The sequence below is a fragment of the Myxococcus guangdongensis genome (genome assembly GCF_024198255.1).
Classification (GTDB): domain Bacteria; phylum Myxococcota; class Myxococcia; order Myxococcales; family Myxococcaceae; genus Myxococcus; species Myxococcus guangdongensis.
The window spans coordinates 70,543-93,343 of the sequence record NZ_JAJVKW010000023.1; the positions used below are offsets into that span (position 1 = coordinate 70,543).

Annotated in this window: 15 protein-coding genes, 5 tRNA genes and 1 other RNA gene; 13 read left to right on the forward strand and 8 right to left on the reverse strand. The window is 70.4% G+C overall.

Features of this window, described 5'->3' with window-relative positions; genetic code table 11:
• Positions 1-5: 5 nt before the first annotated feature.
• Positions 6-323: a hypothetical protein gene (locus LXT21_RS42015; RefSeq protein WP_254043936.1), complete on the reverse strand. Its 318-nt coding sequence runs from the start codon at positions 321-323 to the stop codon at positions 6-8.
• A 52-nt stretch (positions 324-375) separates the two neighbouring features.
• Entirely contained in the window at positions 376-4,149 is a 3,774-nt protein-coding gene (locus LXT21_RS42020) for a tetratricopeptide repeat protein (protein WP_254043881.1), read from the reverse strand.
• Between the two features lie 91 nt (positions 4,150-4,240).
• Here LXT21_RS42020 and LXT21_RS42025 point away from each other — a divergent pair, with 91 nt between their 5' ends.
• Positions 4,241-4,657, forward strand: coding sequence for a hypothetical protein (locus LXT21_RS42025; RefSeq protein ID WP_254043882.1), 417 nt, complete (start codon positions 4,241-4,243; stop codon positions 4,655-4,657).
• Positions 4,658-5,071: 414 nt separating this feature from the next.
• On the opposite strand, the gene LXT21_RS42030 is transcribed toward LXT21_RS42025, so the two are convergent.
• Together LXT21_RS42030 and LXT21_RS42035 are read right to left on the reverse strand one after the other, a co-directional pair.
• Positions 5,072-5,995 (reverse strand): SDR family oxidoreductase, encoded by a 924-nt coding sequence (locus LXT21_RS42030; RefSeq protein ID WP_254043883.1) that lies wholly within the window; start codon positions 5,993-5,995, stop codon positions 5,072-5,074.
• A gap of 40 nt (positions 5,996-6,035) precedes the next feature.
• The gene (locus LXT21_RS42035) at positions 6,036-6,890 is read right to left on the reverse strand and encodes a lysophospholipid acyltransferase family protein (protein ID WP_046712143.1); all 855 of its coding nucleotides are present in this window, start codon (positions 6,888-6,890) and stop codon (positions 6,036-6,038) included.
• A gap of 88 nt (positions 6,891-6,978) precedes the next feature.
• On the opposite strand from LXT21_RS42035, the gene LXT21_RS42040 reads away from it, so the two are divergent.
• Both LXT21_RS42040 and LXT21_RS42045 read left to right on the forward strand, forming a co-directional pair.
• Positions 6,979-8,295, forward strand: coding sequence for a DUF2252 family protein (locus LXT21_RS42040; RefSeq protein WP_254043884.1), 1,317 nt, complete (start codon positions 6,979-6,981; stop codon positions 8,293-8,295).
• A gap of 79 nt (positions 8,296-8,374) precedes the next feature.
• On the forward strand, positions 8,375-9,070 hold the full coding sequence (locus tag LXT21_RS42045) for an esterase/lipase family protein (RefSeq protein ID WP_254043885.1): 696 nt from the start codon (positions 8,375-8,377) through the stop codon (positions 9,068-9,070).
• A 3-nt stretch (positions 9,071-9,073) separates the two neighbouring features.
• On the opposite strand, the gene LXT21_RS42050 is transcribed toward LXT21_RS42045, so the two are convergent.
• The 3 genes from LXT21_RS42050 to LXT21_RS42060 form a co-directional block, all read right to left on the reverse strand.
• A complete protein-coding gene (locus LXT21_RS42050) occupies positions 9,074-10,015 on the reverse strand; it encodes a polysaccharide deacetylase family protein (RefSeq protein WP_254043886.1) in 942 nt (313 codons plus the stop codon).
• Positions 10,016-10,032: 17 nt separating this feature from the next.
• The gene (locus tag LXT21_RS42055; RefSeq protein WP_254043887.1) at positions 10,033-10,743 is read right to left on the reverse strand and encodes a glycosyltransferase family 2 protein; all 711 of its coding nucleotides are present in this window, start codon (positions 10,741-10,743) and stop codon (positions 10,033-10,035) included.
• A 90-nt stretch (positions 10,744-10,833) separates the two neighbouring features.
• The gene (locus LXT21_RS42060; protein WP_254043888.1) at positions 10,834-12,147 is read right to left on the reverse strand and encodes a protoporphyrinogen/coproporphyrinogen oxidase; all 1,314 of its coding nucleotides are present in this window, start codon (positions 12,145-12,147) and stop codon (positions 10,834-10,836) included.
• A 201-nt stretch (positions 12,148-12,348) separates the two neighbouring features.
• Here LXT21_RS42060 and LXT21_RS42065 point away from each other — a divergent pair, with 201 nt between their 5' ends.
• The 9 genes from LXT21_RS42065 (at position 12,349) to ffs (ending at position 19,587) form a co-directional block, all read left to right on the forward strand.
• Positions 12,349-16,926, forward strand: a complete 4,578-nt coding sequence (locus LXT21_RS42065; protein ID WP_254043889.1) for a tetratricopeptide repeat protein — start codon at positions 12,349-12,351, stop codon at positions 16,924-16,926.
• A gap of 136 nt (positions 16,927-17,062) precedes the next feature.
• Positions 17,063-18,343 carry a serine--tRNA ligase gene (gene serS / locus LXT21_RS42070; RefSeq protein WP_254043937.1) on the forward strand — a complete coding sequence of 427 codons (1,281 nt, stop codon included), beginning with the start codon at positions 17,063-17,065 and terminating at the stop codon, positions 18,341-18,343.
• Between the two features lie 114 nt (positions 18,344-18,457).
• Positions 18,458-18,544 (forward strand) — tRNA-Ser (locus tag LXT21_RS42075).
• A 42-nt stretch (positions 18,545-18,586) separates the two neighbouring features.
• Positions 18,587-18,676, forward strand: a tRNA-Ser gene (locus LXT21_RS42080).
• Between the two features lie 30 nt (positions 18,677-18,706).
• A tRNA-Arg gene (locus tag LXT21_RS42085) sits at positions 18,707-18,780 on the forward strand.
• Positions 18,781-18,803: 23 nt separating this feature from the next.
• The gene (gene tadA / locus LXT21_RS42090; protein ID WP_141332762.1) at positions 18,804-19,271 is read left to right on the forward strand and encodes a tRNA adenosine(34) deaminase TadA; all 468 of its coding nucleotides are present in this window, start codon (positions 18,804-18,806) and stop codon (positions 19,269-19,271) included.
• Between the two features lie 6 nt (positions 19,272-19,277).
• A tRNA-Ser gene (locus LXT21_RS42095) sits at positions 19,278-19,364 on the forward strand.
• Between the two features lie 13 nt (positions 19,365-19,377).
• Positions 19,378-19,464 (forward strand) — tRNA-Ser (locus LXT21_RS42100).
• 30 nt (positions 19,465-19,494) lie between these two features.
• Positions 19,495-19,587: signal recognition particle sRNA small type (gene ffs / locus LXT21_RS42105), an RNA gene on the forward strand.
• A 91-nt stretch (positions 19,588-19,678) separates the two neighbouring features.
• Here ffs and LXT21_RS42110 read toward each other — a convergent pair.
• Positions 19,679-21,184: a glycosyltransferase family 39 protein gene (locus LXT21_RS42110; protein ID WP_407667102.1), complete on the reverse strand. Its 1,506-nt coding sequence runs from the start codon at positions 21,182-21,184 to the stop codon at positions 19,679-19,681.
• 64 nt (positions 21,185-21,248) lie between these two features.
• On the opposite strand from LXT21_RS42110, the gene LXT21_RS42115 reads away from it, so the two are divergent.
• On the forward strand, positions 21,249-22,787 hold the full coding sequence (locus tag LXT21_RS42115) for a phytoene desaturase family protein (protein WP_254043892.1): 1,539 nt from the start codon (positions 21,249-21,251) through the stop codon (positions 22,785-22,787).
• Positions 22,788-22,801: the final 14 nt, after the last annotated feature.

Consider the following 22,801-nt stretch of genomic DNA (forward strand, 5'->3'; position numbering starts at 1 on the left):
GTGACTCAGGCGCCCCGGCGCCGGGAGAGCAGGTGGCGCAGGGTGCCCATGACGGTGCCCACCACCAGCGCGAGCAGGAAGATGACCGCCACCGTGGTGAGGCCGAACACGAGGCGCACCGCATATTCGGGGATGCGCCCGTTGAAGTACGCCGTGCGCAGGGGCTCCATCGCCCCCATGAGCTCCAAGGCGCGCGCGGGCAGCGAGTCCAGCGACAGCGACAGCCGCTGGAGGAAGAGCGAGGGGAAATAGCGCAGCGCCACCTCCACCACGACGCCCACCAACAGGTAGAGCGCCGACAGCAGGAAGGCGTTGCCCCACATGATTCGCAGCAACGGGGACTCGGGCCCCGAGCCGGGGGGAGGATTCCTCACGCTAGCGGGCCGCTTTCTTCTTGAGGGACGGCAGTGCCTTCTTCACGCGGCCCGCATCCTCGCTGCCTCCGGCCAGTCGGAGGAAGGCCTCATAGGACTCCACCGCCCGGGGCAGCTCCGCCGACTCGCGCACCAGCACGTCCGCCAGCGCCAGGTGCGCCAGTCCATCCGTCGGTTCCAGCTCCACGGCCTTCAAGAGCGCCGCCTTGGCCACGGGCTCCTGACGCTGCTTGAGCGCCACCATGCCCAGGGCCAGGTGTGAGCGGCCCTCGTACGGCGCCAGGCGCACGGCCTCCTCCGCCGCCGTCCGGGCCTCCTTCAGCACGCCAGCCCCCAGGAGCACCCGGGCCATGGTGGCCTGGGCGAAGGCCTTGTCCCAGACGGTGGGCGCGCGCGAGGCCAGGTCCTCCAGCGTCCGCGCCGCGGGACGGCCGCCGCTGGGCAGCTGCGCGTAGAGTTCCCCCACCCGGCCACAGGTGGCATCCGGCCCCTCGCGCCGCGCCGCCGCGAAGGCCGCGTCCGCGTTGTCCGGGTTGCCCTGGCGCAGGAAGGCGTGGGCAATCTCGCAGAAGGTGTCCGGGTCCTTCGGGTTCAACTTGTTGGCGCGCTCGAGCGCGGAGAAGCCGCCCTTCGCGTCACCCGAGGCGAAGAGGATGGCGGCGCGCAGCCGGTGGGCCTCGGCGTCGTCCGGCGCCAGCTTCGCCGAGCGCCCCACGGCCCCTTCGGCCTCCTTGCGACGCCCGGAGTGGAAGAGCGCCAGCGCGAAGCCCTTGTGCGCATCGGCGCTGCCCGGGTTGTCGAGCTGCCACGTCTCGAACTGCTTGAGGGCCTCCGGCGTGCGCCCCAGCGCCAGCAGCGTGCGCCCCAGCGCGTCGCGCGCCTCGCCGTGCGAGCCGTTGCGCTCCACCGCCTGAGTCAGCGGCTTGAGCGCCATGTCCGGCAGTCCGCGCGCCAGCATGAGCCGGCCCAGCGAGCATGACGCCTCGTAGTCCCGAGGGTCCTTCTGCGCCTCCTCGAACTGGGACTGCGCCTTGTCGAAGGCGCGCTCACGCCAGTACACCTGTCCCAGCGCCAGTCGCATGTCGTTGCGCGGGCGCTTGCTCGCGGCCAGCGCCTTCTCGAGCAGCTCGCGGGCCTGCACCGCGTTGCCCTCCGCCGCGTCCGCCAGCGCGAGCAGCGACACGGCCTCCGGCGGGTAGCGCTCGTTCACCCGCGTGCGCGCCAGCTCCGTGCGAGCACGCCTCCAGTCCCCGAGCCGCGCGTACGCGGTGCCCCGCACCAGCGCCACCTTGCGGCCGCCGTCCGCCTCCAGGCGGGTGAGCACGTCGCGCTCCCTGTCCCGGTCCAACAGCGTGCGGCCCAGTCCCTCGCGGGCCTCGTCGCTATTGGGCTGCAGCTTCAGCGCCGCCTCGTACGCGGACTGCGCCGCGTCCAGCTTCCCGGCGGCCCGGCTCGCCGCGCCCTGCGCGAGCTGGAAGTCGAAGGCCAGCGGCCCCTGCGTGCCCTTGGCGAGCAGCGCTCGGGCCTCATCATGCTTGCCCACGGCGGACAGGAGCCGACCGTGCACCAGCTGCTGGCGAGGCCCCAGGTCTGCGGGCAGCTCCGGGCTCCCCGCCAGGGGCGCCACGTCCGCCAGCGACGCCTCCAGGTCCTGCTCCAGCGCCAGCCGCGCCTCGGCCTGACCGATGCGCGCCACGGGGTGCTTGGGGGACTTCGTGCGCGCCGAGCCGAACATCTCGATGGCGTGCGGGAAGTCCTCGGAGGCCAGGTAGTAGCCACCCAGCGCCACCAGGGCGCGCACGTTCGACGGCGAGGCCCGGAGCGCGCGGTCGAAGCGCTCCAGCGCCTTCTTCTCGTCCTTGGCGGCCAGCAGCAGGCTCGCGGCCAGCGCGTGGACCTCCGTGCTCTCCTCCGTCGCCGCGAGCAGCGCGCGGCGCGCGGGCTCGCGTCCCCGGTCATCCGCCACGAGGACGTTGGTGGCGAGCGTCAGCCCCGGCGCGGCCTCCCTCACCCCGGGCTTCTCCAGCGCCTCCAGCGCCTTGAGCCGGTCATCCGGGGACAGGCCGTGGTCCGCGAAGAGCAGCGCGTGCGTCCAGGCCTTGAGGGCCCACGCGCGGCTGCTGCTCTCGTCCATGTCCAGCGCCCGGTCCAGCTGCTGCAACGCCCCGTCCAGCGACGCGCGCGTGTCCTGGGTGATGAGGTCCTCGCTCTTGGCCAGGGCCTCGTTCAGGGTCTGCCCACCGGTGGCCGCGCGGATGCGCAGCACACCGACGATGACCGCGATGACCACCATCAGCAGCACGGCGCCGCCGGCCACCTTCACGCCGTTGCGCTTGAGGAAGGACGTCTTGGCCGCCTCGCGCGCGAGCTTCTGCCGCAGCTCCTTCTCGTAGGCGGCGGTCAGCGCCTCGGTGTCCTGCTTGGGCGCGCCAGCCTTCGCGCGGCCCGTGGCACCCGTGGCGTCCGAAGCCTCGGGCAAATCCTCCAGCAGCGAGCGCTTGGAGCCCGAGCCACGCGCCTGGGGCTGCGCGCGCGCGACGACGGGCGTGGCGGCGGTGGGCTCGGGCGGAGGCAAATCCCCCAGCAGCCCGCCCGACGCGGCGGGAACCACCGGCTTCGCGGTGGTGAACTCGCTGGAGCGCAGCAGCGCCTGCTCTTCATCCGAGTCAGGCGAATGGGTGGACGCGGCGGGGACCACCGGCTTCGCGGTGGTGAACTCGCTGGAGCGCAGCAGCGCCTGCTCGCGGGTCTCGTCGGACACCGCGCCCGCTTCCGAGGACGCGGCAGGACCGTCCCCGAAGGCGGCCGGATCCAACGCCTGCCCCGCCTGCGAAGCCTCCGCGTCGGCGCCCTCCCCCGTCGGCGCATTCGCGTCTGGGGAACGGGCTCCGTCCTCCTCGTCGAAGAGGGACAGCTCCAGGCTCGGAAGCTGGGTGCCCGACGAGGGCCGCAGCACCGGCACCTGCCGGTCAATCAACCCGAGAGAATCAGACGACGGCACCGAGGCCGACGCATCGCCCTCCGCCCCCGAAGAAGCCTGCTCGCCTCCCGCCTCCGTCGCGGACGCATCGTCCGTGCCCGGAGCACCCGCATCCCCCGGGCTCGCGCGCCCACCCGCAGCGGCGGCGCTCGCCAGGTCCACGGCGGCCCGCACACCCGCGCTCTTCGAGGCCCCCGGCCCCGAGGCGCTCGCGGCCTTCGCGGCGTCTCCGAGCGCGGCGGCGCGAAGCCTCGCGGCCGCCATGGGAGACGCGGCGGCGGGAGCACTCTCGGCGCTCTCGGGCTTCGCCGCGTCGGCCTCGGACTCACCCGCCTCGGGCTCGGCCTTCTCCAACCCCATCAGGTCCGCGAAGACCGGGGCCGGGCCACCGGCCAGGGCCTGCTGCGCCTGCTCCAGCCACAGCTTCACGCGGCCGTCGTTGGGCTGCAGCGCCACGGCCTTGCGCAGGATCGGCAGCGCCGAGCGGTACAGCCCGCGCTGCAGCAACACCTCGCCAATCAGGTTGTAGGCGTAAGGGTTGTCCTTCTCGATGGCGATGGCGCGGTCGAACTGCTCCATCGCCTCGGCGGGGCGGCCCAGTTGGATGAGCGCCTTGCCCCAGAGCACCCGGCCCACCGTCGAGGACGGATGGTGCGAGACACCCTGCTCACACACCTCGATGGCGCGCGGCGCGTCCCCCTTTTCCAGCAGGGCCTTGGCCAGTTCGACGAAAACGGAAGAAGTGGGGTCCTGCCGGAGGAGCTGCTCGTAGCGCTCCACCATCGACTTGGCCATGAGGGCTTGCGACTCCGGTGCTCGGGCGGGGAGCCGGACCATAGCACCCTGCCCTCGTCCGGGGCGGGCGCCGGATGCTACCGTTCCCCTCGTGAATCGCCTGCCTGCCCTTTTCCTCGTCCTGGCCCTGTCCGGGTGCGCAACCGTATCCAAGAAATCCAACCTGGAAGAACTCAAGCCCACGGTGGAGCAGTTCCATCAGGTCATCCGCTGGAAGGACTTCCGGTCCGCCGCCCGGTTCATCGTCCCGGAGAAGCGCAAGGCGTTCACCAAGGCGCGCATCGCGCTCAACGACGAGCGCGACCTCACCATCACCGACTACGAAATCGAGGACGGGCAGCTCTCCGAAGACGGCACGCGGGCCTTCATCCAGAGCCGCATCCAGTGGATGCGCCTGCCCTCCGCGTCCGAGCACACCTCCGTCGTGACGTCGGAGTTCGTCTACCAGCACGGCGCGTGGCTGCTGGACCGTCAGGACGACGGGCCGTTCGCGGACGAGCTGCGCTGAAAAAGAAACCGCCCACCGACTCGGGGCCGGCCGAGGCGGTGGGCGTCGGGAACTCCCCAATGGAGTGCCCTACAAGAATCCGCCCATCGGCTCGGGGCCGGCCGAGTCGATGGGCGTCGGGAACTCCCCCATGGAGTGCCCTGACATGTGGGCGGGGCGACGGTGTTGAACAGGCCCGCGTCGCCGCGCGGTGACGCCGGCCACTAGAGCAATGGCGATGCCATGCTCCGCGCACCGGCCAGCCCGCATCGCTTCACATGGAGATTCAAGGGCTTGCGAGGAGGGCGCGCCGACAGTCCTGGGGTGGAGCCGTCGGGGTCCTGACACTCGTGTCAGAGGGTCCAGCCTTCGGCGTCGTGCCAGGCACGACAACCGTGTCAGGGGACCCTCGGACTTTCCTCCGGGGCCTGGAGGCTACTCGCCGTTCACCGCGCGGATGGTCTCGCGCATGGAGTGGCGGGGCTTCCAGTCCACGTCCTGCACCCAGCGGCTGCCGTCCACGGCGCACAGGAACTGGATGTGGTCCAGCTCCGGGGGCGGGAAGTTGGCCAGCCGGTACTTGAAGAGCATGCCCAACAGGGGCCGGGCCACCGGGTGGGGCACGGGGATGGGCGAATTGCCCAATTCGCGCATCACCGCGGACAGGGGCACCTCGCCCGGGCCCACCACGTTGTAGACGCCCTTGGGCTCCGGACGCAGCGCGGCCACCATGGCGCGGGCGACGTCCTCCACGTGGATGAGCTGAATCATCGGGTCGAAGCCCGCCATCATCCACGGGTGTCGCAGGCGCAGGTAGTTGGAGGGCGCGTTCTTGATGGTGGGCCCGACGATGTGCACGGGCCTGAGAATCACCGTCTCGATGTGCGGGTGCTTCCAGAAGAAGCCATGCGCGAGCATGTCCACTTCAATCAAGTCCCGCACACCGGAGAAGCGGCTGGCCGCCATGAGCGGCGCGTCCTCGGTGAGGAAGTTGGAGTTGTCCGGGCTGGGTCCGTAGACGTTGGCCGAGGACAGCACCACCACCTTCTTCACGCCGTACTTCGCGCAGTACTCCAACAGGCGCGTGGTGCCCACGACGTTGAACGAGTGGTGCTCCTCCTCGCTCATGCGCGGGTCATGCATGATGCCCATGTGGATGACGGCGCGGACCTCGTTCTTGCGGAAGACGTCCTCGGCCTTCTTCTTGCGCAAGTCGAGCTCGTACATCTCGACGTCCTTCGGCCGGCCCGCGAAGGGACGCCGGTCGATGCCGATGATGCGCTCGTGCTTGTGGAGGAGCTTGGCGAGGGTACGGCCGAGGTTGCCGCTGATGCCCGTGACGACGACGGCCGGTCTCATGGTTGCACTCTCTTGGTCCCCCGACTCCGGGCGTAATCGCTCACCAGAACACCCCGCGGCGCTCCTTGAGGCCCTGGTGGAGCATGGACTGGATGGCCGCCTTCACGGTGCGGACCTTCTTGTCCAGCTCGCTGTCCTCGTCATCGGGGCGCCCCGAGAAGTGCATCGGGTCCCCGAAGTAGATGCGGTACTTCGTGGGCAGCGGGAAGGGCACGCCCGTGGGGGTGATGGGGAAGGACGGGAAGCCCAGCAGCTTCGCCACCGGCTTCAGGTCCATCAGCGCGGGGGCCTGCTCCTCGGCGCCCACCACGGCCACCGGGACGATGGGCGTGCGCGTCTCCAGCGCCAGGCGCATGAAGCCCAGGCCGAACTCCTGGAGCTGGTAGCGCTGGGGCCACAGCTTGTTGATGCCGCGCAGCCCCTCCGGGAAGACGAGGATGGCCTCGTCGGACTCGAGCAGCCGCCGGCAGTTCTCCGGCGTGCCGACAATCTGCCCCATGCGCGCCATGAAGGTGGAGACGTACGGGAGTGACGGCACCCACTTCTCCACCATGCTGCGCATGGCGCGGGGCGGACTGGCCTCGAGCATCAGCGACACGCCAATCATGGCGCCGTCCAGCGGCAGCTGCCCGGAGTGGTTGGACACCAGGAGCACGCGGCCGGCGGGGACCTTCTCCACGCCGAACGTCTCCACGCGGAAGTAGTTGCGGTAGAGCCACAGGAAGGGCGCCACGGCGGACAGACTGAAGTCCAGGTTGTACCCGAACGGGTCCACCCCGTACTCGTTCTGCGGCCGGGCCAAGGCCAGCATCCGTTCCTTCTGTTCGTCGTTGGCCAGGCGGTCGGTCCAGTCGCGCAGGCCCTTCTTCACTCGGTCGCCGAGTCGCTCCAGCATGGTCTCGCTCTTTACACCACCGGCCCCCGTACCGGGAGTGGAGAAACCTGGCGGTGTCCATCCGAGATAACGTCATGAGCCCACGCCCATGCGAATCTCCTCCCGCCCCACGCCGCTCCCCTCGAAGAGCGCTCCTCCCGCCCCGGCGACCGTCGCCAGCGCCCGTGCCCCGTCCGCGACCACCCTCCGGCGCGAGCCCGAACAGGCGGTGGCCTTCAGCCAGGAATTCCATGCGCGGCTGGACCTGCCTCCCGCGCGGCTGGAGGAGAAGCTGGCGCTGATGCGCGAGCGCCCGTCGTCCTTCTTCCGGATGATGCCCGCCCTCTTCCACGCGGACCTGAAAGGTCCCTTCGCCGCCGAGGCCCGGCTGGTGGACCGCCCCGCGCCCCGAATCCTGGTGGTGGGTGACGCGCACGTCGGGAACCTCGGGACGTTCCGGGGCCCCGACGGCAAGCCGGTGTGGGGGCTCAACGACTTCGACCAGGCCGGACGCGGCTCGCCGGAGGTGGACCTGACGCGCATGGCGACCAGCGCCGTGCTCACCGCGCGCGAGTCGGGCTTGTCCGCCAAGGAGCAGGACGCCGTCGTCGCGGCCTTCGCGGACGCCTACTTCTCGACACTCGCGTCGCTCGCGGGAGGAAAGCAGAACCCTGGGGCGTTCCTCACGAAGAAGGAGGCCAAGGGCAAGGTGGACGACCTCATCCGTGACGCGAACGACACCTCGCGAGAGGAGCTGGTGAAGAAGCACGCCCGGGTCAAGGGGCCGGACGCCGCGAGCTTCCGCACCTCCGACACGTTGAAGTCGGTGTCCCCCGAGAAGCAGCGGGAGGTCCGGGCGGCGCTGACGGACGCCCTGGGCGCGCTGAAGGGTCGGCAGGACATCGCCCTGCCCCCGCGCGTGCTGGATGTCGCCCAGCGGCTGGATGCCGGTGGTAGCAGCTACGGGCTGGAGCGGTACTGGGTGCTGGCGCGCGCGGTGGACCCGAAGGCGCCGCCGGTGTTGCTGGAGCTCAAGGAGCTGCTCGCGCCGAGCGTCGAGGCGTCCCCGATGCCGGCGGACGCGAGCGCGGTGGTGGATGCGCAGCGCCGGCTCTCCGGTCACACCAACCCGCTCACCGGGGCCACGCGCATGGCGGGCCGGGCCTTCCTGCTGCGCGAGGTGGAGCCGGAGAAGGCGAAGCTGCAGGACGGGGCGCTGACGGGAAAGAAGGACCTGGTCTCCGTCTTCACCCAGGCGGGGCAGACCCTGGCGCGGGCCCATGGCGCCACGCAGGCGCAGGCGCAGAAGCTGGAGGCCTGGGTGGGCGCCGACGAGGCGCAGGCCACCCGACGGCTGTCGGCCTTCGCTCGGACCTATGCCGACCAGGTGCGGGCCGACTGGAGTGCACTGCGTGACGCGGCCTGAAGCCCGGGGCTCCACGAGTGGACGAATGCCCCCGTGGCCCCGTGCCGGGCGGGGGTGACATCGCCATGTCTCGCCCCGCATGCGCGCGTTGCTCGTCCTGCTGGGCCTGGTGTGGCTCGTCTCGGGGTGTGCCATGACGGCCGCCTCGGCGCACCGTCTGGCGCCGGTGGAGCAGCGCGTGCCGGTGCTGCTGGTGCATGGCATCGGTGACGACGCCAGCGCCTTCGATTCGCTGCGCGCCCGGCTGGAGCAGTCGGGCTGGCCCCACGTCCACGCCATCTCCCTGCGGCCCAACAACGGCAGCGCGGGGATTCCCATCCTGGCCCGGCAGGTGGCCCGGGAGGCCGAGGCCCTGCGAGAGCGCACCGGCGCCCGCCGCGTGGACGTGGTGGGCTTCAGCATGGGGGCGCTCGTCACGCGCTACTGGGTGCAGTTGCTCGGGGGACGGCTGGTGGTGCGGCGCTTCATCTCCATCTCCGGTCCCCACGCGGGCACGGGGCTGGCGTTCCTGGGGCGCGGCAAGGGCGTGGCGCAGATGCGGCCGGGCAGCCGGCTGTTGCGGACGCTCCAAGAGGACCCTCGGCCCTGGGGCAGCATGGAGGTGCACAGCTTCTGGACGCCGTGGGATTTGACCATCCTCCCCGCCTCCAGCTCGCGGCTGTCCGGCGCCAGCGAGCGCCGCTTCCCCGTGCTCCTGCACCCGTGGATGCTCACGGACCGGCGCGTGCACGACGCGGTGGTGGACGTGCTCGGCTCGCCCGCGGTGGCGCGCTGAGGCTCAGATGCGCGCGGACAGGCGCCCGGCCGCGTCGCGCAGGGTGACGACGTCGCACTCCGAGCGCAACCAGCCGAAGATTTCGCGCAGCCGCTCCAGCTTTCGCGCCGCGCCGACGCGCAGGTCCCGCTGCTGGCGCACCAGCTCGCCGGGAATGCCGTCCGTCGCGTCGAGCACGTCGACCCCGTGCAGCTCGAAGTTGAAGAAGGCATCGCGCCGGCACGCGCGCCACGCGCCCCGCAGCGAGCGCAGGGGGAGCGTGGTGGCGAAGGTGCCGATGAACGGGAAGCGCAGCGCGGGCGTCACCGCCATGGGCAGCTCCAGCACGGAGCCGGTGCCACGCCGATAGGGATTCGCGGGGTCCGGCCGGTATGGCACGCGCGGAGCGAGCAGCACCCGGGGCGTGTCGAGCACCGAGCGCGAGGGCCGGCCGACGAGGGCCAGCGCCCCCATCACCGCCGCCTTCGCCGCGTAGTAGGGCGCGGCCGGGAAGGCGGAGGAGCCGTACTGGTAGCCCAGCGCCTGGGTGGCGGCGTAGAGGTCCGCGTTGAGCGTGTAGCCTGGAGCGCGGAAGCCCACCGGGCGCGCGCCCGTGGCCTGGAGGATGACGTCATCGGCGCGCCGCAGGTCCGCGAGGATGGCGTCCGGCCCCCGGCGCGTGAGCGCGTAGTCGTGGGCGTGGCTGTGACTGGCCACCTCGATGCCCGCTTCATGTGCGGCGCGCATGCCCGCCGCGGCGACGGGGTCCGACTCCAGGTCCTCGCCGATGGCGAAGAAGGTGCCGGGCACGCCGAGCGCGCCCCAGAGCTCGCGGAAGCGCGGCACCGCCACCTGGTGCACCAGCGAGCGGGCGCGGGCGTCCAGGAGCGACTCCGGCAGCCCGTGGATGCGGCAGTAGTGCGGCAGCGAGTCCAGGTCGACGGAGATGGACGCAATCCTCGTCACGCGCCCTCCCGTTCGCGTCAGGTGCCGCGCACGCGGATGACGTAGAACAGCTTGCCCACGTTCTTGAGCACGTTGGGTACGCGCTTGAAGAGGTGGATGGACGGCTGGCGCTTCTCGTGGAGCTGGATGGGGATCTCCATCACCTTCAGCCCCTCGCGCCACGCGCGGATGACGAACTCGCTGGCGAACACGTCCATGTCCACCACGCACTTCTGGATGACGGGCAGGAGCGCCTCGCGGCGGAAGGCCTTGAGCCCGTGCGTGTCCGTGCCCTGGAAGCCCAGCGTCACCTTGAGCAGCTTGTTGTGCACCCGCGTGGCCGCGCGGCGGATGAGCGGGCGCTGGTCGCTGGCGCCCTTGGCCGCCTTGGAGCCCACCACCATGTCCGCCTCACCCCGCTCCAGCCGCGGCAGCGCCGCGTCGTAGAAGGTGACGTCGCACAGGTCGATTTCGTCGCAGATGACGTACGTGCCCCGGGCCATGAGGATGCCGGCCTTGAGGGCGACGCCGTAGTTGGGGCGCTCGGAGTGGAACCAGCGCATCCGAGGGTGCTTCGCGCAGAGCTCGTCGAGGATGCTCGTGGTGGCATCCCTCGAGCCGTTCTCCGCGAAGATGATTTCGTAATCGAGCCCACGCGAATCGAGCCCCTGGCGCAACTCCTCCGCCGCCGAGGCGATGATGGACTCCTCGTTGTAGACCGGGATGACGACGGACAGGTGCGGTGCCATGGAATCACGTCCGGACGAGCGACAGTCCGGTCCGCCTAGCATGCCGCGCGTCACCCGTCGACAAGATGCGTCGGAAGTCGCAGATGTCCGTCACCCGTTCAGCGTCCGCGCACACGCCCGCCCGCCGAGGATGGCGTCCTCCATGGAGGAGTACTCCCACTGGCCGTAGCGCCCCGCCGTCTGGATGCCAGCGTGCTCCAGGAAACGGAGGATTTCCGTCTTCGCTGGACCGTAGGCCTCGTCATAGAGGACATACGCGTGGGGAATCTCCCGCGCCTGGGCGAAGAGGACGTCGTCCGCGGAGTGGATCATCTGGGAGCGGACCAGGTCCTGCACCGCGTACTGCTCGGCGGTGGCCGGGGACAGCTCGCCGTGGTGGCTGTACTCCACGTAGAAGGTGGACGTGTCCTTGGGCGCCAGCGCGTCGTACACGGCCGACGGCGAGCCGATGCGGTACGTGTGGAACTCCGGCTCCGGCAGGTAGATCCAATGCCAGGGCTGACGGTTGGGCCCACGCGCGGCCACGGCGACATAGGTGACGGTGGTGGCGCGAAGGCGCTTCGCGGCGGCGACCACTTCGTCGGGAACGCCCGAGGCCCCTTGGGCCAGCAGGCGCACCAGCCCCGGCAGGGACACGGAGGAGACGAGGCCCGAGTACGACAGCGTCCGGCCGTCGTTCAGCACCACCTTGCGCGCCTTCCAGTCGATGGAGGTGGGCTCGGTGTTGAGGCTGAGCTCGCCGCCCTTCAAGTCTCTGAGCATGGCGCGCGCCAGGCTCTCGATGCCGCCCTCGCGCGGGTAGAGGAAGGACGCGTTGTAGCCCACCGCGTCGCTGCCGGCGCCGAGCGCCCCGTCCACCACCTCCTTGAGCGAGGGGCGCGGCACGAAGCGGCCCACCCAGGCGGCGGACATCTCGCGCGGGTGCACGGTCCAGAGCTTCTGGTTGTAGGGCACCATGAAGTTCTTCGCGAAGCCCTCGCCCATGTAGCGGAGGATGAACTCCTCGAAGTCGCGGGGCTCTCGCTCCCGCAGCGCGCGGCCCTTCTCACCGTAGACGGCGTCCACGTAGCCGATGAGGTTCTCGGAGACGACCTCGGGCGGCAGCCCGTGCGTGTTCACCTGGTACGGGAAGCGCGTGAAGACGCCGCGCGTGAAGATGCCCGCCTTGCGCTGGATGCGGACCATCTGCCCCGGCAGCCACCGCGTATTGACCAGCTCCTGGATTTCAGGGTCGCGCAGGTGGAGCCAGTGGCCGGTGGGGTCGAAATAACACCCATCGATGACCTCGGTCTTGATGAGACCGCCGACGCGCTCGGACTTCTCGATGAGGCGCCAGGGCTTCTGGAGGAAGTGGGCGGTGGACAGGCCCGCGAGCCCCGCCCCGAGGATGACGATGGGTTCCATGCCGGGTCGGTCCTACCACCTCCTCCCGGTGACGGGGGAACCGAACGTGCGCGTGCCGGGAAGGCGGCGTCGACGGGCCCTCGGATGCTCGCCTGGGGAGGCGGGGGAGGAACAACGCCCTCAGTGCGGGCTTGCGCGTTCTTTCCGGGCTGGAAACGCCTCTGCTAGCCTGCGCCGCGCCGGTCCTGTCGAAGGAACCCCATGAAAGTCTCCTGCCCGTCTTGCCAGACGAATTACAACATCGATGACAAGCGGATCCCCCCGGGTGGCGCGAAGCTCAAATGCGCCCGGTGCCAGACCACCTTCCCCATCAAAGCCGAGGCCGTGAGCGCTCCGGCGCCCGCCGCCATTCCCCTCCCGGGACAGGCCAGCGCGCCCGCCGCCATTCCCCTCCCGGGCGCCGCGCCCGCCGGAGCCATGGGCGCAAGCGCCGAGGCCATTCCGCTCCCGGGCAGCGCGCCTCAGGCGGGCGGCTTCGGTTACGACGCCGGCGCCATTCCCCTTCCGGGCAGCGCGCCGCAGGCGGAGGCCTTTGGAGGCGGTGCCATCCCGCTGCCCGGTGCGGGTCCCGAGGCCATTGCACTGCCCGGCGCCGCGCCCCAGGCCGACCCGTACGGCTATGACGCGGGGGCGATTGCGCTTCCGGGCAGCGCGCCCCAGGCGGACCCGTACGGCTACGACGCCGGCGGCGCCATCCCGCTCCCCGGCAGCGCGCCTCAGGCCAACCCCTCCGCCTATGACACGGGCGCGATTGCGCTTCCGGGCAGCGCGCCCCAGGCGGACCCGTACGGCTACGACGCCGGCGCCATTCCGTTGCCCAGTGCCGCCTCGGCCATGGACGCCATCCCCCTGCCCGGCGCCGCGCCCCAGGCGGATCCGTTCAGCACGGGCTTCGACGACGTGGCGCCTCCGGAGCGCCAGGACCGCGACGTGACGCGCGTCGTGGCCATTCCGATGCCCAACGCCGCGTTCCCGGAGCAGGGCGCACCACCCGCCCGGGCCAACGGCACGCGCGACTTCGACTTCTCCGACGACTCGCTGGCGCCGCCCGTGGACCTGGACGCGTCCTCGTCCTTCAGCCAGCCCGACACGCTCGGCACCGCGCGCGACTTCGACTTCTCCGACGACTCGCTGCCCGTCCCCGCGCAGCCCCCGCCGGAGGCGGACCCGTTCGCCTTCGACGTCGAGTCGCCGAGCGGCGAGGCCACCGCCTTCGCGCTGCCTCCGACACCTGGTCACGCCAGCGCCCCCCTCGAGGCGAACCCGTTCGCGCTGCCTCCGCCTCCCGCGTACTCGCAGCCGCCCGTGAACGAGGATCCGTTCGCGCTGCCTCCGCCCCCCGCGTACTCGCAGCCGCCCGTGAACGAGGATCCGTTCGCGCTGCCTCCGCCCCCCGCGTACTCGCAGCCGCCCGTCGACGAGGATCCGTTCGCGCTGCCTCCGCCTCCCGCGTACTCGCAGCCGCCTGTCGACGCGGACCCGTTCGCGATGCCCCCGGCTCCCGACGGTGGCCCGTCGTTCGACTTCGCCGAGCTGCCGATGCCCGCGGATCCGTTCGCGGCCGGGGCGCCGGTGGCCTCGCCCGGGCTGGACTTCTCCGACCTGCCCTCCCCCGCCGCGCCGTCGATGGACTTCGCCGACCTGCCGGCCCCCGCCGCGCCGCCGCAGGACCTGTCGTTCGACTTCGCCGCGCCCTCCGGGCCCGCGCCGATGCCGGACTTCAGCCTCGACTTCGCCGAGCCCCCGCCCCAGGCCGCCCCCCCGCCGCCCGCGCCCTTCAACCCCGCGGTGGACTTCGGCGACGTGGACTTCGGCTCGCCCCCGCCCTCGGCCTCGGCCTCGCCCGGCATCCCGGACTCGCTCGAGTTCGACCCCACCGCGAGGCCCACGGATGACCTGGAGGCGGACCTGTCGGATCCGCTGCCTCCGCCGCCCAACGCCGGCCCCGCCGACGGCCTGGAGATGCTGTCGTTCATCGACGACGCCGCCGGCCGCGACGCTGGCGCCCAGGCGGGCGCGAAGGTGCGCCGCTTCCACGTCCGCCGCCGCTCGGGCAAGGTGTTCGGCCCGTTCGACGAGGGCGTCGTCGTGAAGATGCTCGAGGACGGCCAGCTGCTCGGCAACGAGGACGTCTCGCTCGACTCCGAGTCCTGGTCCGCCATCGGCACCATCCCCACCTTCGCCGCCGCCATCCAGCGGCTGATGGAGGGCCCGGCCAAGGTGGTGGCGGCCGCGCCCGTCGCCGCCGCGTCGGACTCGCCCAGCGCCCCCACCGCGGACACCAACGGACAGCAGGCGAACATGCGCCGGCTGGAGCAGCTCTACGAGGGCCGCATGGCGGCCGTCTCCGTGGTGGACCGCAGCGGCGCCAACGAGAAGCTCAAGAAGCGCGTCCCCATGTTCATCGCCGCCGGTGTCGGCGTGCTGCTGCTGGGCATCGGCGCGGGCACCGAGTTCGGCACGCGCTACGGCGCCTTCGGCCGTCGGGCCCTGTTCCCCGCGCGCGTCTCGGACGGCTCGCCCCAGGCGCAGCTGGTGAGCCAGGCCCAGCAGGCCCTGCTCCAGGACACCTTCGCCAGCTACAAGCAGGCCCACACGCTCTCCGCGCAGGCGCTCCAGGAGAAGGAGTACCCGGCGGTGCGCTCGCTGTGGTGCCAGTCCGTCTACTACCTGCAGCGCAAGTACGCCGCGGCGGTCGCGTCCGACATGGCCCGCTGCCGCGACGGCATGGCGGACATCGAGCTGCTCGGGGAGAAGGACGTCGACTTCATCAAGGTGAAGGCCTCGCTCGCGCTCACCTCTCGGCAGGCGGACGCCGCGCTGACGCCGCTCATGGACGCGTACACGCGGGAAGGGAACCAGGGCGACCTGGAGCTCGCCTTCCTCGTGGCCGAGGCGCAGACGATGAAGCGCGACTTCAACGGCGCCATCGAGACGCTGAAGAAGGTGCTCGCCGCCGACGGCAAGTCCGCCAAGGCCCACCACGCGCTGGGCAACCTGCACCAGGCCGCCGGCCGCGCCGACGAAGCCGCCGCCGCCTACGCCGCCGCGCTCGAGGCGGACCGCAAGCACGCCTCCTCCGCCGTGGAGCTCGCCGCCGTGCAGCTCCTGGTGCGCAAGGACTCGGAGAAGGGCGCCCAGTCCGTCGACGAGGCCCTGGCCGAGGACGTCCAGTCCGCGCTGGGCCCGGCGGAGCTCGCCCGCGCCCGGGGGCTCAAGGGCGTGGCGCTCTTCCACCAGCACAAGCCCAAGGAGGCCGAGGCGGAGCTGAAGTCCGCGATGGAGAAGGACCCGCAGTCCGACTTCCTCAAGGCCCAGCTGGCCCACGTGCTGCGCGCCCAGCGCAACTACGAGGGCGCCCTGCCCCTCTACACGACGCTCGCGTCCGAGGAGGGTGACAACCTGGAGTACGCCGACGGCCACATCACCTCGCTGGTGATGACCGGGAAGATGCAGGCGGCGCTGGACGCCGTGCAGAAGGCCAGCCAGCGCTTCCCCAACGAGGCGCGCATCGCGTACCTCTACGGCCGCATCGAGGACGCGCTGGACAAGCTCTCCGAGGCGGAGGGCCACTACAAGCGCGCCATCGCCGCGGACGCCAACCTGGTGGAGGCCAACCTCTACCTGGGCCGCTTCTACCTGCGTCAGCGCCGCAACGCGGAGGCTCGCACCCAGCTGGAGCAGGCCGCCACCAAGGCCCCGGACATGGCCGGCGTTCGCGCGGGTCTGGGCGAGCTGGCCCTGGCGGAGAACAACGCCCTCTTGGGCCAGCAGGAGTTCGAGCGCGCCGTGCAGCTGGACCCCAACCTCGCCGACGCCCACCTGGGCCTGTCGCGCGTGGCGCTGCTCAACGGGGACCTGGAGAAGGCCCAGACGGAGGCCAACCGCGCCCTGGAGCTGGACCCGCACCTGTTGAAGGACGGCCGGCTGCAGCGCGGACTGGTGCTGTGGCGGCTGGGCAAGCTCGACGAGGCCGTGGCCGAGCTCGAGAAGGCCAAGGCGGAGGACCCGCGCTCCACCACCATCCCCATCACCCTGGGCGCGGTCCTGCTGGAGCGGGGCGATCTGCCCGGCGCGGAGAGCAACCTGGGCCTGGCGCTCAGCAACGAGCCCTCCAACCACGAGGCGCTCTACTACCTGGCCCTGGTGAAGGCGAAGCGGCTGGAGTTCACCCAGGCCATGGACGCCATGCGCAAGGCCGTGGAGCGCGCCCCCAAGCGCCCCGACTACCACTACGCCTACGGCGTCATCCTGCGCGACGCCAAGCAGCTCCCGGACGCCATCCGCGAGTGGAACACCGCCGTGGAGCTGGACCCGGCCAACGCCGACGCGCACGAGGCCCTGGGCCACGCCCACCTGGAGAACAGCGAGTTCGACGAGGCCATCGAGTCCTTCGACGCCAGCCTCAAGTCGGACCCGCGCCGCACCCGCGTGCTCGGCTCCATCGGTGACGCGTACTTCAACGCCGCCCGCTGGAACGACGCCATCAAGCGCTACCAGACGGCGCTCAAGGCGGACACCAAGCTCACGTACGTCTATTACAAGGTCGCCCGCGCCTTCACCGAGCAGACCCAGCACGCCAAGGCCATCGACTGGTACCGCAAGGCCGCCGACGCCGAGCCGGAGAACCCGATGACCTACTACTACCTGGGCTTCGCCTATAAGGAGAAGAACAAGCGCAAGGAAGCCGTCCAGGCCTTCAAGGACTACCTGGTGAAGAAGCCGGACGCGACCGACAAGAAGGACATCGAGGAAGAGATCTACGACCTGCAGAACTAGCCGGCAGCCGACAGCCGGCCGTCCTCCCGGGGATGGCCGGCGTCAGGCACCAGGCGCCCGGGGCGTCCGCCCTTGAGCACCCCGGGCGCCAGGAACCTTGCTGACGCCCACCGAGGGTGACTACAAGGCGTCCCCCATGCTGGACCTCCGGAACGTTGCGCAGAACTTCGATGCGGTCGTCGCTCGCCTGAAGACGCGGGGCGGCAACCTGGACCTCGGCCCCTTCCAGCGCCTCTTCTCCGAGCGCCGCGAGCTGTACGTCTCCATGGAGTCCCTGGCCGCGCGCCGTAACGCCGCCAACGAGGAGATGAAGAAGAAGGCGAAGGAGGACCCCAAGGCGCTGGACGCGCTGCGCGGCGACCTCCGCGCCGTCTCCCAGGACATCAAGGAGAAGGAGAACCGCCTCAAGGAGGTCGAGGAGGAGATCAACGCCATCCTCATGGTCATCCCCAACCTCCCCCACGAGTCGGTGCCCGTGGGCGAGAGCGCGGACCAGAACGTCCAGGTGAAGAGCTGGGGTGAGAAGCCCAACCTGCCCTTCACGCCCAAGCAGCACTTCGAGCTGGGTGAGAAGCTGGGCATGCTCGACTTCGAGCGCGCCGCGAAGGTGTCCGGCAGCCGCTTCACCTTCTACAAGGGCGCGCTGGCCAGGCTGGAGCGGGCGCTCGTCACGTTCATGATCGATGTGCACACCCAGAAGGGCTACACGGAGCTGCTGCCGCCCTACCTGGTGCTGCGCGAGACGATGATGGGCACCGGCCAGCTGCCCAAGTTCGAGGACGACGCCTTCAAGACGGTGGGCGACCCCGAGCGCTTCCTCATCCCCACGTCCGAAGTCCCGGTCACCAACTACCACGCGGACGAGATCCTCGAGGGCGAGTCGATGCCCATCCGCTACTGCGCCTTCAGCCCGTGCTTCCGCGCGGAGGCGGGCGCGGCCGGCAAGGACACCCGCGGCCTCATCCGCCAGCACCAGTTCCACAAGGTGGAGATGGTGAAGTTCGCCCAGCCGGACAAGAGCCTGGACGAGCTCGAGGCCATGACGGACGACGCGTGCGACATCCTGCGGCGGCTCGGCCTGCACCACCGGGTGATGCTGCTGTGCACCGGCGACATGGGCTTCTCGGCCCGCAAGACCTACGACATCGAGGTCTGGCTGCCGGGGCAGAACGCGTACCGTGAGATTTCGTCCTGCTCGGACTGCGGCGACTTCCAGGCGCGCCGGGCGAAGATCCGCTTCCGCCCCCAGAAGGGGGACAAGCCCCAGCTCGCTCACACCCTGAACGGCAGCGGGCTCGCCGTGGGCCGCACGTCCATCGCCATCCTGGAGAACTACCAGCGCGACGACGGCACCGTGGCCATCCCGGAGGTCCTCTGGCCGTACATGGGAGGGCTCAAGGAGCTCAAGCCGCTGTAGCGAAGAAGTGTGGCGAAAAGGTGTGATCATCCGCTTGCAACGGGCGAAGAATCAGGTAGAAGGGCGGCCCCACGGTCGACGTCGGTCCGAGGGACACCGCCGGCTGGGTTGTTTGGAGGCGTGGCCGAGCGGTTGAAGGCAGCGGTCTTGAAAACCGCAGAGGGTGCAAGCTCTCCGTAGGTTCGAATCCTACCGCCTCCGAAAATGTTCTTGAGTTTTGCGGTTCTTTGACAGAGAAGAGTTGGAGAGATGGCCGAGAGGCTGAAGGCACAGGTTTGCTAAACCTGCATACTCGAAAGGGTATCGAGGGTTCGAATCCCTCTCTCTCCGCCACTTGTCGTTGTAGCAGCGCGTGAAGATTTTGCTCCCTTAGCTCAGCTGGATAGAGCGTCGGACTACGAATCCGAAGGCCGGAGGTTCGAATCCTCCAGGGAGCGCTCCCTTCTTTCACGCCGTCTCCATGAGTGACGACGAAGCTTTCATGCAGCAGGCGCTCGCGCTCGCGCGGGAAGCCGCGACACTCGGAGAGGTCCCCGTCGGTGCGGTTGCCGTCCATGATGGAAACATCATCGGCACAGGTTTCAATCGCCGCGAAGTGGATCGCAATCCCCTCGCCCATGCGGAAGTCCTCGCACTGGATGCCGCTCGAAGGCATCTGGGGGTCTGGCGGTTGACGGGCGTCACCCTATACGTGACGTTGGAACCGTGTGCCATGTGCGCCGGGGCGCTGGTCCAGTCCAGGGTGACTCGCCTCGTGTTTGGCGCCATGGACCCGAAAGCCGGCGCGGTCGGCTCTCTCTACAATCTGGCCGAGGAACCCCGGCACAACCACCGGCTCCAGGTCACTCGTGGTATCCTCGCTGAGGACAGCGCGACTCTTCTCAAAACGTTCTTCGGGCGCTTGCGCGCGAAGCGACGCGACAATTGAATACTTGGAGAGCTGGCCGAGTGGTCGAAGGCACCTGACTCGAAATCAGGCATACCGGTAACGGTATCGTAGGTTCGAATCCTACGCTCTCCGCTCCAGACTTTATGGAGAGGTGGCCGAGCGGTTGAAGGCGCACGCCTGGAACGCGTGTATATCTGAAAGGGTATCGTGGGTTCGAATCCCACCCTCTCCGTTGTTGATACTGCAGTTGATGTCTACAGCCTTTGTGGTCGGGACAACGTGGGGGCGCGAACCCCGCCAGGTCCGGAAGGAAGCAACGGTAGCGTACCACCGCGTGTGTCCCGGCCGTTCTGAAGAGCCAGTCTCCCTCGGGAGGCTGGCTCTTCGCCTTTGCGGGCTACGGCGTTCACCCTCGGCGGGAGGGCCGGCGCCCTCCCCTTCTGACTTCAGTCGCGGACGAGCAGCGTCTCGCGGCCGATGCGCTCCGCAATCCGGAAGCCGCCGGCCTGGAGCTCGGGCAGGGACCGGTCCTCGAAGGAGACGGCGCGGTTGAAGGTCCTGTCGTTCAGCCCTCGCTGGAAGGCTTCGTCGCGGGGCCAGTCACAGGTGAGCCAGGGGATTCGCTGGCCCAGGTAGAAGAAGCCGCCGGAGCCCCAGAGCCCCTCGTTGACGATGAGCAACCCCGTGGCGCCGCCCATCCGCGTCGACGCGACGATGGCGCGGAACTGGTCGGCGCGCAGGTCCTGGGGCGGGAACCAGCGGGCGGAGACGAGCCCCGTCACGAGCGCTATCGCCGTCACGCCCCAGCGAGCGGACGCGGGAACGCGCGTGGTGAGGAGGTCCGCGACGACGGGCACCGCCGCGAGCACGCCCAACACCAGCGCCGGGTAGAGGAAGCGCTCTTCCTTGTGCGCGGTGACGAGCAGCACGCCCAGGTAGACGGCGGCGCACGTCAGCGGCAGGGACATACCGGTGCGTCCTCGCCTCGCTGCCTCCAGGCCCAGGGGCACCGCGACCCAGGCCCAGACGGGAACGGCCGTCACCAGGGGCAGCAGGTAGAAGCCGGGAGCCGCCGAGCCGAAGCGGGCGGCGGCCTCGCCCGAGAGGACGTTGAAGCGGACATAGGTGAAGAACGAGTGGAAGGGGCTGCCCCAGGTGAGGTGGTCCAACAGCCCCAGCCCCGCCGCGACGACGAGCCCGCCCAGGCAGGTGAAGGCCAGCATCCGCCAGCGCCGTGCCACCAGCAGATAGAGCAGCGCGGTGAGGACACAGATGGCGGACGGGTAGCGCGTCACCACCGCGAGCCCGAGCGCGGCGCCACCCAGGAGCCCGGCCCTCGCCTCACGCTCTCGCCGGTCCAGGGCCTCCAGGGCCACCACCAGGAAGGACGTGGAGAAGGACTCCGCCAGGGTGCGTCCGGCGAAGACGAGCACCGGCCCGTAGAGGCCCACCAGCAGGACGGCCAGCCAACCTCCCGAGACTCCCGTGCGCCGGGCGGCGAAGCGGTACACGGCCCACAGGCTCCACGCATGCAGCGCGAGCTGGGGCACGGCCGTCATCGCGCGGTAGCCCTGGGGGTCGGTGATGCCCAGCATCCCCGCCAGCTTCAGGAAGCCGGCCAGGACTCCAGGGACAGCCCAGTTACGGATGCCATCGCGCCACTCCCACGCCAGCACGCCGTAGCCGTGCACGCGCCAGTACGCGGGCTCCAGCGCCTGGAACACCTCGTCGGGGTGGATGCGGCCCAGCTGCGCCACGGCGATGACGGCGGGCAGCAGCGCCACGACGACGAGGGTCGCCAGCGCGAGGCGGGAGGGCCTTGCCGGAGGATGGGGCCGAGCGTCATCCGACGGCAGGGGCTCGGGTGGCATGGGCGGGGTGGGCGTCTCGGGCAGGGCGGCGGACACGGGCGCCCGGGACTCTCCCCGGCCCCGCGGCGAGGTGCAAGCCATCGGACGTTTGTCCGCCAGGGCCTCGCTCGGGTAGGAACGCGGTTCCCTCGAGAAGGAGCAGGCCATGCCGGACGTCATCGTGGTGGGAGCGGGGCACAACGGACTCGTGACAGCGGCGATGCTCGCGCGCCGGGGCCTGTCCGTCACCGTCCTGGAGGAGAAGGACGTCATCGGCGGAGCGTGCCGGACGGAGTACCCGTTCAAGAGCGCGCCCGGGCTGGGCGTGTCCACGGGCGCGTACCTGTTGGGATTGATGCCGCCGGAGCTCCTGCGCGAGCTGGAGCTGGACCTGCCCCTCAAGCGGAGGGACCCGCACTACTTCCTGCCCACCACGGGCGAGCGCTATCTGTTGTTCGGCTCGGATGAGCGCGAGCTGAAGCGCCAGTTCCTCGAGTTCTTCTCGCAAGCGGACTGGGAGGCCAACCAGGCGATGAACACGGAGCTGGCCGCGCTGCGCGACGACCTGGCGCCCGCGTGGCTCAAGCCGCCGCTGTCCCACGAGGAGACCGCCGAGCGCTACATCCGGCCCGCGCTGCGCGAGCACTTCATCAAGCTGTGTCGAGGCTCCGCGCGCCAGTACCTGGAGCGCTTCGGCTTCAAGTCCGACTTCGTGAAGGCGATGTACGCGGTGACGGACGCGTTCTCCGGACTGGACGGCGGCTATGACACGCCGGGCACGGGGATGAACCTGCTCGTCCACAACATGTGCCGGCTGCCGGGCAGCGGAGGCACGTGGATGATTGTCGGCGGCGGCATGGGCACCGTCACCCAGTCCATCGCCAACGTCGCGCGCAAGCACGGCGCGGTCATCCGCACGGGCGCGAAGGTGACGTCGGTGCGCGTGGACGCGGGCGTGGTGAAGGGCGTGGTGCTGGAGAACGGCGAGGAGCTCCAGGCCTCGGTCGTCGTGTCCAACGGAGACCCGTTCCGCACGCTGAAGCTGGTGGACACCGCGGCGTTGCCGGCGGACTACCGCGCGAAGGTGGGCGCGATGGCGGTGCCGGGCACCACGCTCAAGGTGAACCTGTGTCTGAAGGAGCTGCCGAAGTTCACGTGTCTGCCCGAGGACAAGGGCCAGTTCGGCCCCACCATCCACCTGCTGCCGCAGGAGGACGACGTGCTCGGCGCACTGGAGCGCTCGTATCGCGACACGCAGGCGGGCAGGCTGTCCGACTTCCCCTCCATCGAGTGGTACATCCACACCACGGTGGACCCGTCGCTGCGCGACGCCGAGGGCCGCCACAACTCCGCGCTCTTCGTGGAGTGGGTGCCCTACAAGCTCGAGGGCACGACGTGGGAGAAGGAGGAGTCGCGCTACGTGCAGCAGCTGTTGTCGGTGTGCGACCGCTTCGCGCCGGGGACGAGTGATTTGGTCCAGGAGTACTTCGCCCTCACGCCCCCGAAAATCGAGAGCCACTTCGGAATCACCGGCGGCCACATCCACCATGTGGACAACAAGCTGGGCTTCACCGACAGGCTGCCCTACGAGACGCCGGTGCAGGGGCTCTACTTCTGCAGCGCGGGCTGCCACCCGGCGGGCAGTGTCATCGGCGCGGCGGGGCACAACTCGGCCCAGGTCGTCCTGAAGGCGCTCGGACGCTGAGTCGCAGCGCCTGG

Bases quoted from the DNA above. Each gene is read 5' to 3' on its own strand.
- LXT21_RS42015 (WP_254043936.1), bottom strand. From the start codon at position 323: ATGTGGGGCAACGCCTTCCTGCTGTCGGCGCTCTACCTGTTGGTGGGC.
- LXT21_RS42020 (WP_254043881.1), bottom strand. From the start codon at position 4,149: ATGGCCAAGTCGATGGTGGAGCGCTACGAGCAGCTCCTCCGGCAGGAC.
- LXT21_RS42030 (WP_254043883.1), bottom strand. From the start codon at position 5,995: ATGAGACCGGCCGTCGTCGTCACGGGCATCAGCGGCAACCTCGGCCGT.
- LXT21_RS42035 (WP_046712143.1), bottom strand. From the start codon at position 6,890: ATGCTGGAGCGACTCGGCGACCGAGTGAAGAAGGGCCTGCGCGACTGG.
- LXT21_RS42040 (WP_254043884.1), top strand. From the start codon at position 6,979: ATGCGAATCTCCTCCCGCCCCACGCCGCTCCCCTCGAAGAGCGCTCCT.
- LXT21_RS42045 (WP_254043885.1), top strand. From the start codon at position 8,375: ATGCGCGCGTTGCTCGTCCTGCTGGGCCTGGTGTGGCTCGTCTCGGGG.
- LXT21_RS42055 (WP_254043887.1), bottom strand. From the start codon at position 10,743: ATGGCACCGCACCTGTCCGTCGTCATCCCGGTCTACAACGAGGAGTCC.
- LXT21_RS42060 (WP_254043888.1), bottom strand. From the start codon at position 12,147: ATGGAACCCATCGTCATCCTCGGGGCGGGGCTCGCGGGCCTGTCCACC.
- LXT21_RS42065 (WP_254043889.1), top strand. From the start codon at position 12,349: ATGAAAGTCTCCTGCCCGTCTTGCCAGACGAATTACAACATCGATGAC.
- serS (WP_254043937.1), top strand. From the start codon at position 17,063: ATGCTGGACCTCCGGAACGTTGCGCAGAACTTCGATGCGGTCGTCGCT.
- tadA (WP_141332762.1), top strand. From the start codon at position 18,804: ATGAGTGACGACGAAGCTTTCATGCAGCAGGCGCTCGCGCTCGCGCGG.
- LXT21_RS42110 (WP_407667102.1), bottom strand. From the start codon at position 21,184: ATGGCTTGCACCTCGCCGCGGGGCCGGGGAGAGTCCCGGGCGCCCGTG.
- LXT21_RS42115 (WP_254043892.1), top strand. From the start codon at position 21,249: ATGCCGGACGTCATCGTGGTGGGAGCGGGGCACAACGGACTCGTGACA.